The sequence below is a fragment of the Streptomyces malaysiense genome (assembly GCF_000980885.2).
Lineage (GTDB): Bacteria > Actinomycetota > Actinomycetes > Streptomycetales > Streptomycetaceae > Streptomyces > Streptomyces malaysiense.
This window is the reverse complement of sequence record NZ_LBDA02000008.1, coordinates 58,224-71,189: the sequence shown is the minus strand read 5'-3', so window position 1 is coordinate 71,189 and position 12,966 is coordinate 58,224. Positions and strand designations below refer to the sequence as shown.

Sequence of the window (12,966 nt, the reverse complement as noted above, 5' to 3'; positions counted from 1 at the left end):
CCCACCCACCACACCACCACGGACCTCCCCACCTACGCCTTCCAGCGCCAGTCGTACTGGCTGAGGCCGCCGGCCGCGCAGAGCCACGACCCCGCGGGCCTGGGCCAGGCCGACGCCGGCCATCCGCTGCTCAGCGCGGTCCTGGAGTCCGCCGAGGGTGACCGCACGACCTTCACCGGGCAGATCTCCCTCACCACCCACCCCTGGCTCGCCGACCACGCCGTCGCCGGCACCGTCATCCTCCCCGGCACCGCACACCTCGACCTCGCCCTCCACGCCGCCCACCACACCGGCCACACCCACATCGAGGAACTCACCCTCGAAACACCCCTCGTACTCGGCGAGGGCACGGCTCACGACCTCCAGGTGACCGTGGGAGCCAGGGACGAGCAGGGCAGGCGGCCGGTGACCGTCCATTCCCGGCCGGCCGGGTCGGACGAGGACGCCCCGTGGTCCCGGCACGCGGCCGGCAGTCTCACCGTCCGGGCCACCGCGGAACCGAACCAGCCGGCCGGCGGCCTGCCGCCCGCGGGGGCGAGCGAGATCCCGCTCGCCGGCTTCTACGAGCGCGTCGCCGAACAGGGATACCACTACGGTCCCGCCTTCCGGGGGCTCCGTGCCGCGTGGCGGGGGGACGACGCCGTCCACGCGGAGGTGGAGACACCGGAGGGCCTCGACGTCGACGGGCACCGCGTGCATCCCGCGCTGCTGGACGCGGCGCTGCACGCCCTGATGGCCACCGCGGACGACCAGGACGGACAGCTGCGGCTGCCGTTCGCCTGGAACGGCGTGTCGGTGCACGGCACCGCCGGCGGTCCGCTCCGGGCCCAGCTGACCGTCTCCGACTCCGACAGCATCGGCGTGCGCGTCAGCGATGCCGCGGGCAACCTGGTCCTGACGGCCGAGGGGCTGACGGTCCGTCCCGTCGACCGGCGCCGCATCGCCGCTGCGGCGGGCGGTGCCGCCGCGGGCTCGCTGCATCGCGTGCAGTGGACTCCGCTGGCCGTGCCGGCCGCCGTCCGGGCGAGTGCCGACGGGCACGGGCTGGACGTCGTGGAGATCGGCGGGGACGGTGCGGCAGCCGGCGGTGACGCCGTGCGGGACGTGCTGTGCCGGGCGCTGGAGGCCGTGCGGGGGCGTCTCGCCGGGGCGGCGGGCGCCGCGCCGCTGGTACTGGTCACGCGGGGTGCGGTGGCGGTGGACGCCGGGGAGGACGTGACCGGTCTCGCCTCGGCCGCGGTGTGGGGGCTGGGGCGTTCGGCCCAGTCCGAGCACCCCGGCCGCATCGTCCTCGCCGACCTCGACGGTACCGAGGCCTCCCGGCGGGCCCTCGCAGCGGCGCTCGAAGCCGCCGTGCCGGCGGGTGAGTTCCAGCTGGCGATCCGGGCGGGGGAGGTGCGTGTGCCGCGCCTGGTGCGGGTGGCCGAGCCCCCGGACGCGGTCCGGCCGCCGCACATGGCGGGCACGGTCCTGGTGACGGGCGGCACCGGGACGTTGGGCGGCACCGTCGCGCGGCACCTGGTCGCCGAGCACGGGGTGCGGCACCTGCTGCTGGTGAGCCGCAGCGGACGCCGGGCCCCGGGCGCCCTGGAACTGGAGGCCGAACTCACCGCGCACGGAGCCGAGGTGACCATCGCCTCGTGTGACGTCGGTGACCGTCGGTCGGTGGACCGCCTCATCGCCTCCGTCGGGCCCGAGCACCCGCTCACCGCGGTGGTGCACACGGCGGGCGCGCTGGACGACGCCGTGATCACCTCGCTCACACCCGAGCGTGTCGACACGGTCCTGCGGCCCAAGGCGGACGCCGCCTGGCACCTCCACGAGGCCACCGAACACCTCGACCTGACCGCCTTCGTCCTCTACTCCTCCGTCGCCGGCACCCTCGGCAGCCCCGGCCAGGGCGGCTACGCCGCCGCCAACACCTACCTCGACGCCCTCGCCACCCACCGCCACGCCCACGGCCTCCCCGCCACCTCACTCGCCTGGGGTCTGTGGGAGCAGACCAGCGCTCTCACCGGGACCCTTGACGGCGCGGACCTGGCCCGCATGAACCGCACCGGGCTGCTGCCCATGGCCTCGGAGCAGGGGCTCGCGCTGCTGGACGCGGCGCTCGCCACCCGGGCCCCGGCACTCCTGGCCGCCCGGCTGCACCTCCCGGCTCTCCGTGCCATGGCGGAGGCCGACGTGCTGCCGCCGGTGCTGCACACCCTCGTCCCCCCTCGTGCCGACCGGCAGGCGGGGGCCGGCGCCGGGGCGGAGGCACTGCTGCGCCGCCTCGCCGGGCTCGACGAGGAGGCGCAGCGGGAGACGTTGCTGGAGCTGGTGCGCGGGCACGTGGCGACCGTGCTGGGCCACAACGGTCCGGACGCCGTCGAGCCGGACCGGGCCTTCCGCGAGCTGGGCTTCGACTCGCTGACGGCGGTGGAGCTGCGCAACCGCCTGGCCGCCGCCACCGGGCTGCGGTTGCCCGCGACCGTCGTCTTCGACCACCCCACCCCGGCCGCCGTGGCCCGACACGTGCACGAGGAGCTGCTGCGGACCGCGGGGCCCGGCACCGGGCTCGCCGAACTGGAGGCCCTGGAGGCGGCGTTGCGCACGGTCGAGCCGGCCGGCGAGCTGCGGGCGGAGATCGGGCGCCGGCTGCGGGCCATGGCGGAGAACTGGGCGGTGGCGGAGGGCCCGGAGGAGACGGGTGACGTGACGGAGATGATCCGGTCGGCGTCGGCCGCCGAGATCTTCGCCTTCATCGACCGGGACCTGGGACGTTCGGCACGTGCGGCAACCGAACCGGCACACGAGGACTGATGCTTGATGACGACCAACGATGAAAGGCTCGTGGACTACCTGAAGTGGGTCACGGCCGATCTGCACCAGACACGCAAGCGCCTGGAACAGGCCGAAGCGGAGCGGCACGAGCCGATCGCCGTCGTGTCGATGGCCTGCCGCTTCCCCGGCGGGGTGCGGTCCCCTGAGGACCTGTGGGACCTGGTGGCCGCCGGACGCGACGCGGTGTCGGCCTTCCCCGACGACCGGGGCTGGGACGTCGAGGAGTTGTACGACCCGGCCCCCGGGACGCACGGCAAGTCCGTGGCACGGGAGGGCGGATTCCTGTACGACGCGGGCGACTTCGACCCGGCCTTCTTCGGGCTCTCGCCCCGCGAGGCGGTGGCGATGGACCCGCAGCAGCGGCTGCTGCTGGAGACCAGCTGGGAGACGTTCGAGCGGGCCGGTATCGACCCCGGTGATCTGCGGGGCTCCGCCACGGGTGTCTTCGCGGGCCTGATCTACGGTGACTACGCCGCCCGGTTGCACCGCGTCCCGGAGGGGCTGGAGGGCTACCTGGGGACGGGCACGGCGGGCAGTGTGGCCTCCGGCCGGATCGCCTACACGTGGGGGCTGGAGGGGCCGGCCGTCACGGTGGACACCGCGTGCTCGTCGTCGCTGGTGGCCATGCACCTGGCCGCGCGGGCGCTGCGCGACGGCGAGTGCGGTCTGGCGCTGGCGGGCGGCGTGACCGTGCTGGCCACTCCCGGGGTGTTCCTCGACTTCTCGCGGCAGCGCGGTCTGGCGCCGGACGGTCGCAGCAAGTCGTTCGCCGCGGCCGCCGACGGCGCCGGATTCGCCGAGGGGGTCGGCCTGGTGCTGCTGGAGCGGTTGTCCGACGCCCGGCGCAACGGGCACCCGGTGCTGGCCGTGCTGCGTGGCTCCGCCGTGAACCAGGACGGTGCCAGCAACGGCCTGACCGCCCCCAACGGCCCGTCCCAGCAGCGGGTCATCCGGGCCGCCCTGGCCGACGCGCGCCTCACCCCGAACGACGTCGACGTCGTCGAGGCGCACGGCACCGGCACCACCCTCGGCGACCCCATCGAGGCGCAGGCCCTGCTGGCCGCCTACGGGCAGTCGCGTCCGCCCGGCCGGCCGCTGTGGCTCGGCTCGGTCAAGTCGAACCTGGGCCACACCCAGGCGGCCGCGGGGGTCGCGGGCGTGATCAAGATGGTGATGGCGCTGCGGCACGGGCTGCTCCCGCGGACTCTGCACGTCGACGCCCCCACGCCGCACGTGGACTGGGGGGCGGGGGCCGTCAGCCTGCTGACCGAGGCCGTGCCCTGGCCGGACGCGGGGCGGCCGCGGCGGGCGGGTGTCTCCTCGTTCGGGATCTCCGGCACCAACGCGCATCTCGTCCTGGAGGCGGCGGCGCCGGCGGCGGAGGCGGCCGCCGCGGCGCCGCCCGTGGTCGCCTGGCCGGTGTCCGGCCGGACGGAGGAGGCGTTGCGCGCCCAGGCCGCACGGTTGCGGCGGTACTTGACCGACCGTCCGAAGGCGCACCCGGCCGACGTCGGCTTCTCGCTGGCGACCGGCCGCGCCCACCACGAGCACCGGGCGGTGGTGGTGGGCACCGACGGTGAGGAGCTGCTGCGGGGGCTGGATCTGCTGGCCGCCGGGGAGCCGGCGGGCGGCGTGCTGCGGGGCCGGGCGGCCCGGGGCCCGAGGATCGCCTTCATGTTCTCCGGGCAGGGGGCGCAGCGGCCGGGCATGGGACGCGGCCTGTACGAGGCGTTCCCGGTGTTCGCCGAGGCGTTCGACGAGGTGTGCCGGCTGGCCGACGGACGACTGGACGTGCCGCTGCGCGACGTCGTCCATGCCGAGGAGGGCAGCGCGGAGGCGGCCCTCCTCGACGACACCCGGTACACCCAGCCGGCCCTGTTCGCCTTCGAGTACGCGCTGTACCGCCTGCTGACGCACTACGGTCTGCGCCCCACCCACCTGATCGGGCACTCCGTGGGTGAGATCACCGCGGCACACGTCGCGGGGGTGCTCTCCCTGGAGGACGCGGTGCACCTGGTCACCGCCCGCGCGCGGTTGATGGACGCCCTCGCGACGCCCGGCGGTGCCATGGTCTCCGTCCGCAACGCCGGCGAGGACGAGGTGCGGGAGGTGCTCGCCGCGTCCGAGGGCGTGTCGGTGGCGGCGGCCAACGGGCCCGCCTCGGTGGTGCTGTCCGGTGACGCGGAGGCGGTCCGGGCGGCGGCCGACCGCTTCCGGGAGCAGGGCAGGAAGGTCAGGCGGCTGAAGGTCAGCCACGCCTTCCACTCGGCGCACATGGACGGCATGCTCGCGGAGTTCCGGTCGGTCGCCGAGGGGCTGGCCTTCGGCGCCCCGCGCATCACGCTGGTGTCGAACGTGACCGGGCGCCCGGTGCGTCCGGAGGAGATCGCCGACCCGGGCTACTGGGTCGAGCACGTGCGCTCGACGGTGCGGTTCGGAGACGGCGTGCGCGCGCTGCACGAGTCGGACGTGCGGGTGTACGTGGAGGTCGGTCCGGACGCGGTGCTGGCCCCGATGGCCTCGGCGGCCCTGCCGAAAGGCCCGCTGCCGGTGGCGGCGGTGCGTGCCCGCAAGCCCGAGGTGCTGTCGCTGGCGGCGGCGCTGGCGCAGGCGCACGCCCTGGGGGCGACGGTGGACTGGGCTGCCTGGTTCGCCGGGCGGCGGCCGGTCGACCTGCCGACGTACGCCTTCCAGCACGCGCGCTACTGGCTGGACCCCGAGACGGAGGACGGGGGTCCCGCCGGGGAGGATGCGCGGGGGGCGGCGGGTCCGTGGTTCTGGGAGGCCGTGGAGCGGGGCGACGCGGAGGCGCTGGCGACCGCCCTGCGGGCCGGCGACGCCGAGCGTGCCTCGCTGCGCGCGCTGCTCCCCGCCCTCGCGGCGTGGCGGCGGCAGGAGCGGCAGCACTACCGTCTCGCCTGGTCCCCGGCCCCGGCGCCCCAGTCGGCCGGGACCGGCGGCTCCTGGCTGGTGCTGGTGCCCGCGGGGGCCGCGGCGGGGGCCGGGGACGGGGCCGGCGGCGCGGCGGAGCCGTTCGCCGCGGTCACGCGTGCCCTGGCGGCCCGCGGTGCGCGGGTCACCACCGTCGTCCTGGATCCGGCGGCCTCGGACGGGGAGGATCCGGCCGCGGCGGAGTCGGCCGCGGCGGTGCGCGACTGGTGTGCCGCGACGCCCTCGCCGGCGGGGGTGGTGTCGCTGCTGTCGCTGGACTCGCGACCGCATCCCGAACACGGTTCGCTCTCCCGCGGCGTCGTCTCGACGACGGCGCTGGTGCGTGTCCTCGACCGGGCGGAGGTGCGGGCGCCGCTGTTCTCGGTCACCTGCGGGGCCGTGGCGGTGACCGCCGACGAGCAGGTGACCGACCCGGCGCAGGCCCAGGTGTGGGGGGCGGTCACGGCGCTCGGGGCCGGGCGGCCGCGCCGTACCGCGCTGGTCGACCTGCCGGCGCGGGCCGGGGAGCGGTGCCTCGATCTGCTCGCCGCGGTGCTGTCGGCGGCCGGCCACGAGGAGCGTCTGGCCGTGCGCGCGTCCGGGTTGTTCGTACGGCGCCTCGTGCGCGCCACCGGTGAGCGGGTCCCCGGCGACGACGCCGTGCGCCTGTCGGGCACCGCTGTGGTGACCGGGGCGACGACGACGTTGGGGGCCCGCGTCGCCCGGTGGCTGGCCGAGCGCGGGGCCTGCCACCTCCTGCTGCCGGTGCCGGCGAAGGACGTGCACGCCCCGCAGCTCGCGGTCCTGGAGAAGGAGCTGGCGCGTTCCGGGGCGGGGGTCACGGTGGCGCGGTGCGAGCCCGGCGACGGACAGGCCCTGTCCGAGGCGCTGGCGTCGGCTGCCGGAGGTGCGCCGCTGGAGGCCGTGGTGCACGTGGCCGACGGGCGTGCGGACCGCGATCCGGGGCCGCTGGAGCCGGCCCGGATGAACGAGGAGCTCTCCCGCGCGGCGGTCGTGGAGCGGTTGGACGCGCTGACCCGGGACGCGCCGCCGCGCGTGTTCGCCGTCCTCACCTCACTGGCGGGGGTGCTGGGAGTTCCCGGTCAGGACAACGGGTTCGCCGCCGAGGCGTATCTGGAGGCGCTGGTGCACCGGCGCCGGGCCGCCGGTCTGCCGGCGGCGTGGATCGCCCTGGGACCACTGGCGGAGGAGGCGTCGTCGCCGGAGGGCGAGATCGGCTTCGGTCTGGGGCGGGTGCCCGTCGCGGCGGCGCTGGCCCTGGTCGAGCAGGAGCTTGCGGCCCCGGAGCGCTCCGTGGTGGTCGCGGAGGTGGACTGGTCGAGGGCGACGGGCTGGATCGGCTCCGAACGGGTCCGTCAGTTCCTCGGCGTGCCCGAGGCGCGGCGCCACAGCGGGGCCGCGCGGGGGTCCGGGGGCGTCTCCGCGGTGTTGTCGCGGCTGCGGGAAGCCTCCGCGGCCGAGCGTCACGGCCTCCTGCTGGAGACCGTGCGGGCGCAGGTGGCGGCGCTGCTGGGCCACGAGTCCGCCGAGGAGGTGGCGGAGGACGGCAACTTCGTCGACCTGGGGATGTCGTCGTTCACCGCTCTGGAACTGACGGAGCGGCTGCGGGAGGCGGGGCTGGCCCACGTGGTGCCGCGCGACGTCTTCGAGCACCCCACACCCGTCGCCCTGACCGAGCACCTGCTCGGCACGGTGCAGGACGCTTCCACGGCACCGAGCGGGCCGCGTGACGGCGTCGCTGCCGAGCCATCCGTTGTGACGAACCTGGAGGAGAACCGCACATGAGTGAAGACGTAGTCGTAGTCGGCGCGGGCACGGTCGGTCTCATGCTGGCGCACGAGCTGGCGCTGGCGGGCGTCCGCCCGCTGGTGCTGGACCGGGTGGAGCGGACGGCGCGGGAGGCGCCGGCGCTGGCCCTCAACTCCGGTGTCGTGGAGCTGCTCGCCCGGCGTGGGTTCATGGACGTGCTGGGTGAGCGGGGCATCGAGTTCCCCGCGGCCCAGTGGGCGTATCTGTGGCTGGACCCCGAACGGCTCCGCGATCCGCACCCGTTCACCTTCGGGCTGCCGCAGCCGCTGCTGGAGGCGCACCTGCGGGAGGCGCTGGCGAAGCTGGGCGTGGAGGTGCGCTGCGACCACGAGGTGGTGGGGCTGCGGCAGGACGAGGCCGGTGCGGTGCTGGAGTGTGTGACACCGGCCGGGCGGCGGGAGGTCCGCGGCCGGTTCGTCGTCGGGTGCGACGGGGCGGGCAGTGCGGTGCGCGGCCTGGCGGGGTTCGAGGAGAGCGGGGAGGAGTTCCCGTTCTGGGGCATCCACGGCGAGGTGGAGGTCGAGATCGGCAGCAATCTCTTCGCGCACCTGCAGCCCGTCTTCCACCCGGCCGGCTCCTTCATCGTCTCCCCGTCGGAGCCGTGGGTGCTGAGCATGCTGCTGGGAGAGACGCCTGCGCCGGCCGACGGGAAGGTGCGGCTGCGGGTGCTGACGGGCGAGTTCGGTGTCTCGCCCGCGGACGGGCAGGCCCCGGTCACCGCGGAGGAGTTGCGCGAGCGGGCCCGGTGGATCACCGGGCAGGAGACGGACATCGGCGAGCCGAAGTGGCTGGACCGCTGGGGGTACGCGGTGCGGCAGGCGACCGAGTACCGCAGGGGCCGCGTGTTCCTCGCCGGTGACGCCGCTCATGTGCACTTCCCGCTGGGTGGCGTGGCGCTGAGCACCGGGCTGGAGGACGCGGTCAACCTGGGCTGGAAGCTGGCCGCCGAGTTGCGGGGCCGGGCGCCCGAGGGACTGTTGGACACCTACCACGGTGAGCGGCACCCCGCGGGGGCACGGGCCTGCCGGAGCACGCAGGCGCAGGTCTTCCTGCTGCACCCGCTGGAGAGGGCCGAGCCGCTGCGTGAACTGCTCGCCGAACTCGTCGAGTTCGAGGACGTCAACGAGTACTTCGTGAAGCTGGGCGGTGGCCTGCAGGACCGCTACCCGGTGCCGGCGGAGGACGGCGAGGGGGAGGCGGGGCACGAGCTGACGGGTGTGCGGCTGCCCGACCATCCGCTGGAGACGCAGGCGGGTCCGACGAGCGTGGCGCGGCTGCTGCACGGCGCCCGGGGGGTGCTGCTCGACCTGTCGGAGGGGGAACTGCCGGCGGACGTGGTGGCCGGATGGGCCGACCGGCTCGACGTCGTCACCGCGCGTCCGTGCGCGGGCATCGACGCGGCGGTCGTGCTGCTGCGTCCGGACGGCCGGGTCGCCTGGGCGGACACGAAGGCCACCGGCCGGTCCGGGTTGCGGGCGGCGCTGGAGAGGTGGTTCGGCGCGCCCACGGGCTGAGACGGGGGGCCGGGCGGGGCGTCCCGAGGACGGGGTGTCCCGCCCGGCTCGGCCCGGGGCGGGCCGGACACACGGGTGAGGCCGGGGCCTTGGTGGCCCCGGCCTCACCCGTGTGCGCGGTTCCGTCCGCTCGGTCAGCGGCGGTCGATCGGTCTGCGCGGAATCCAGACGGGGAGCGCGCCCTCCTCGTTGCGGGCCTTCTCGATGACGACCAGGTTGTGGTGGAAGTGCAGGCTGCCGATCTGCCGGTCGGTGGCGGTGGGGGTCCGGGCCTCGGCCGGCTCGAACTCCTCGTGGTTGAGCCCGTCGACGAGCGCCTTGGTGAATCCGACGCTGGTGGCGGGGTCGTCGAGGTTCTCGCTGCTGCCGCCGAACCCGGGCCAGTACGACGTCTGCACGTCCTCGACGACGTACAGGCCGCCCGGCCGGAGGTGCGGGAAGAGGCACCGGAACGAGGTGAGCACGTCGCTGTTGAGGTGGCTGCCGTCGTCGATGACGATGTCCAGCGGTCCCGTACGGCCGAGCGCCTGCTCCAGGAAGTCCACGTCGGACTGGTCGCCCTGGAGGATGCCGATGCGCTGCCGCTGGTGGGCCTGCTTGTCGAAGGTGTCGACACCGTAGACCATGCTGCGGTGGAAGAAGCGCTTCCACATGCGCAGTGAGCCGCCGCCCCACTCGGGGTGGGAGTAGCCGCCGACGCCGATCTCCAGGATGTTGAGGGCCAGGTCGGCCAGGGGCGTGAAGTACTTCTCGTAGTGCGGGGTGTAGTAGTGCAGGCCCCACTTGTCCGAGCCGAAGCGGATGGACAGCTCCGACAGGTCGTGGGAGACCGGCTCGCTGCCCCGCAGCAGCCGGCGCACGGTGGTGAACACGTGCGGCGGTCCCACGATGGCGCGCGGTTCGCCGAGGTGGTGCCAGGCGATGGACCTGGTGGGGTTGGTGCGCGCGCCCCGGGTGCCGAAGACGCCGCGCAGCAGGTCCGCGAGTTCCTGGCTGACGACGGCGTCGGGGGCGTCCGGGCGGCCCGGTGCGCAGGTGGTGCGCCCCTTGTCGGTGGTGATCGTGTGGCTCGCGGTCTCGCCCCGGTGGGACAGGGCGAACTCCACGACGATCGTGGGGTAGTCGGTGAGTTCGTCGATGTCGGCCCGGCTGCCGAGCTCGTCCAGGAGGACGGCTGCGACGGTGGCGGGGCCGATACGGTCGATGGCGGCGTCGATCTCGCCGGGCGTTCTGGTGGCCGCGTCGATCAGCTCTCGTACCTGCTGTTCCGTCATTGCGTGGTCACTCGCTCGCTTCCGTGCGGGAGGGGGTGGGGGTGACCGGCTTCTCGAGGGCGAAGCCGGCCTGGATCCACTTGCTGGACTCGACGCTGACGGCCAGGGCGCGGTCGCCGGGCGCCATCCGGGGCAGCAGCCGCTCCACCTGGAAGAAGGGCAGCGCGTTGCCGGTGTTGCCGGTCTCGGCGACGCAGCTGATCTCGTGGGCGCCCGGGGCGTCCAGGCCCTCGGTGATGCGCTGCGTCATGCGGCCGGAGAGCTGCGGCGGCAGCAGGTAGTCGAGGTCGGTCTCGTCCCAGTCCAGGCGTTCCAGCATGCGCTCGAACGTCTGCGTCGCGAGCTTCGGGACGGTCTCCTCGATCGCCTTGTAGTCCTCGGCCACGGGCATGCCCCGCCGCTCGCCGGTGGTCCTGCCGTACCAGTCGAGGATCTGGCCCGGTTCCCGCCCCAGCCCGACCAGTTCGACGTGGACGTCCCGCAGTACGGCCGAGGCGGGGCCCGGCTCCTTCGAGAGGACCAGCGCACCGGCTCCGTCACCGAACAGGAGCCCGTTGATCTGCTCGGCCGGTGGGCGGTCGCGGATGTCGGCCGCCGGATCGAAGAACTTGGCGGAGGTCTCCGCCCCGAGCACCAGGGCGTTGCGTTCGGGGCCCGAGCGGAGCATGCGGTGGGCGACGCTGAGCGCCTGCACCGCGCCGGTGCAGCCGGACTGGAGTTGGTAGCTGGGCACCCGGTCGATGCCCAGCCGTTCGGCGATCCGGTTGACGGTGGCGGGCATCAGCTGGTCCGGGGTGGCCGTGCCCATGACGATCAGGTCGACGTCCTCGGCGCGCACCCCGGCCGCGGACATGGCGCGGACGGCCGCGGCCTCGCCCATGTCGGCCAGTGTCTGGCGTACTTCACCCGTGTCGATGTCGACGCAGAAGTGCCGGCTCTGGGTGCCGACGTAGGTGTCGATCCACTGCTCCCAGACCGCGGGCAGGTCGAATCTGCGGACCAGGGTGGCGGTGTCCAGCGCCGGTCCGGGGAGGTGCGTTCCTGCCGCGAGGAGGTGTATGTCGGGGCCATCCATGGAGGTTTCCTTTCCGCCACCGCGTGCGGTGGGCGTCTGCCGTCACTCGACGAGCCGCAGGGCGCGGGACGGGCAGAGGTCGACGGCCTTGCGGACGGGTTCGCCCGGCTCGCCCTGCGGCTGGCTGAGGATCCGGACGGTGCCGTCCTCATCGCTCTGCGTGAAGGAGTCCGGGTCGGCCATGGCGCAGAGCCCGGAGCCGACGCAGCGGTCGTGGTCGACGGTGATGCGCATCCTTACTTCCCTCCTTCGGGCCCGGTCACCAGGCGACCGGTACTTCCCAGATGCCGTAGGTGCTGTTGTCGAACTTGTACTTGAGCTCCTCGGCGGGCACGGCCAGGCGCAGGTCCGGGAAGCGCGCGAACAGCGTGGAGAAGGCGACGTCGAGCTGCAGGCGGGTGAGGTGCTGGCCCAGGCACTGGTGCACGCCGTATCCGAAGCCGACGTGACCCCGCGCGTCGCGGCCGATGTCGATGACGTCCGGGTTCTCGAACGCCCGCGGGTCGCGGTTGGCCGCGCTGACGAAGGCCAGCAGCCCTTCGCCCTCCCGGATGGTGACGTCGCCGAGTTCGATGTCGGCCGTCGCGACCCGGTAGCAGGCGCCCTCGGCGGAGGAGCTGAAGAACCGCAGGAGTTCCTCCACGGCCCCCGGGAACAGTGCCGGGTCCGCCTTGAGCCTGGCGAGCTGCTCGGGGTCCTGCAGCAGGGCCACCGTGCCCAGGGCGATGGTGTTGGCCGGGCCGTCCTTGCCGCCGTGGAGGATGACCATGACCGATCCCATCATGGTCCGGCGGTCGTACATGCCCGCGGCCCGGTACTTCTCGACGAGCCTGCCGATCACCCCGGGTCCGGGCTCCTTCTCGTTGCGGGCCACCAGTTCGCTGAGGTACTCGTTCATCTCCTGCAGCGCCGTGCGCTTGCCCGCCTCGTCGCCGTCGCGCACGGTGAGCGTCTTGGTGCGCGAGGCGATGAACGACCGGTCCTCGGGCGGTATGCCGAGGACGTCCCCGACGACGAGGGTGGGTACCGGTGCCGCCAGGTACTCGACGAGGTCCGCCGGGCTGCCGGCGGCCTCCAGGTCGTCGAGGCAGTCGTCGACTATCTCCTGGACGCGTGCGCGCACCTCCTTGACGCGCTTGGAGGTGAAGTCGGGGATGACGAGCCGGCGGTGGGCGGTGTGCTTCGGGGGGTCCATGCCCAGGAAGGCCGGTATGCGCCGGGCGGCCTCCTGCATGATCTCCCGCTTGGGGAAGCCGAGCGGCACCGGGTAGGCGGGGTGCATGCGGTCGACGCTGACCCGCGGGTCGGCCAGGACCTGCCGCACCAGCTCGTAGCTGGTGATCAGCCAGATCTTCTCCCCCGTCGGCATGGTGAGACGGGAGACCGGCACGTCGGGGTCGAGCGCCGGGTAGGGGGGTGCCGGCGCGAAGGGGTCGTCAGACCGCTCGGGGAAGGCCGGCAGCTCGGGAATGGTCTGTTTCATGCGCCATCCTGTTCCTTCGTCGCATCGCTGCTG

Annotated in this window: 7 protein-coding genes; 3 read left to right on the top strand and 4 right to left on the bottom strand. The window is 74.3% G+C overall.

Going from position 1 to position 12,966, the window contains the following annotated elements:
- The 3 genes from VT52_RS05060 to VT52_RS05050 form a co-directional block, all read left to right on the top strand.
- The coding region (locus tag VT52_RS05060) for a type I polyketide synthase (protein WP_143070833.1) at positions 1 to 2,805 on the top strand (2,805 nt) is incomplete at its 5' end.
- Between the two features lie 3 nt (positions 2,806 to 2,808).
- A complete protein-coding gene (locus tag VT52_RS36720) occupies positions 2,809 to 7,563 on the top strand; it encodes a type I polyketide synthase (protein WP_420856258.1) in 4,755 nt (1,584 codons plus the stop codon).
- A complete protein-coding gene (locus tag VT52_RS05050) occupies positions 7,560 to 9,101 on the top strand; it encodes an FAD-dependent monooxygenase (RefSeq protein ID WP_071387407.1) in 1,542 nt (513 codons plus the stop codon). Before VT52_RS36720 ends, VT52_RS05050 begins: the two co-directional genes overlap by 4 nt.
- A 134-nt stretch (positions 9,102 to 9,235) precedes the next feature.
- On the opposite strand, the gene VT52_RS05045 is transcribed toward VT52_RS05050, so the two are convergent.
- From VT52_RS05045 to VT52_RS05030, 4 genes are read right to left on the bottom strand one after another with little or no spacing between them, the layout of a single operon-like run.
- Entirely contained in the window at positions 9,236 to 10,375 is a 1,140-nt protein-coding gene (locus VT52_RS05045) for a class I SAM-dependent methyltransferase (RefSeq protein WP_071387406.1), read from the bottom strand.
- Positions 10,376 to 10,382: 7 nt separating this feature from the next.
- On the bottom strand, positions 10,383 to 11,450 hold the full coding sequence (locus VT52_RS05040; RefSeq protein ID WP_071387405.1) for a 3-oxoacyl-ACP synthase III family protein: 1,068 nt from the start codon (positions 11,448 to 11,450) through the stop codon (positions 10,383 to 10,385).
- A gap of 42 nt (positions 11,451 to 11,492) precedes the next feature.
- Positions 11,493 to 11,684, bottom strand: coding sequence for a ferredoxin (locus VT52_RS05035; protein WP_071387404.1), 192 nt, complete (start codon positions 11,682 to 11,684; stop codon positions 11,493 to 11,495).
- 25 nt (positions 11,685 to 11,709) lie between these two features.
- Entirely contained in the window at positions 11,710 to 12,933 is a 1,224-nt protein-coding gene (locus tag VT52_RS05030) for a cytochrome P450 (protein ID WP_071387403.1), read from the bottom strand.
- Positions 12,934 to 12,966 lie beyond the last annotated feature (33 nt).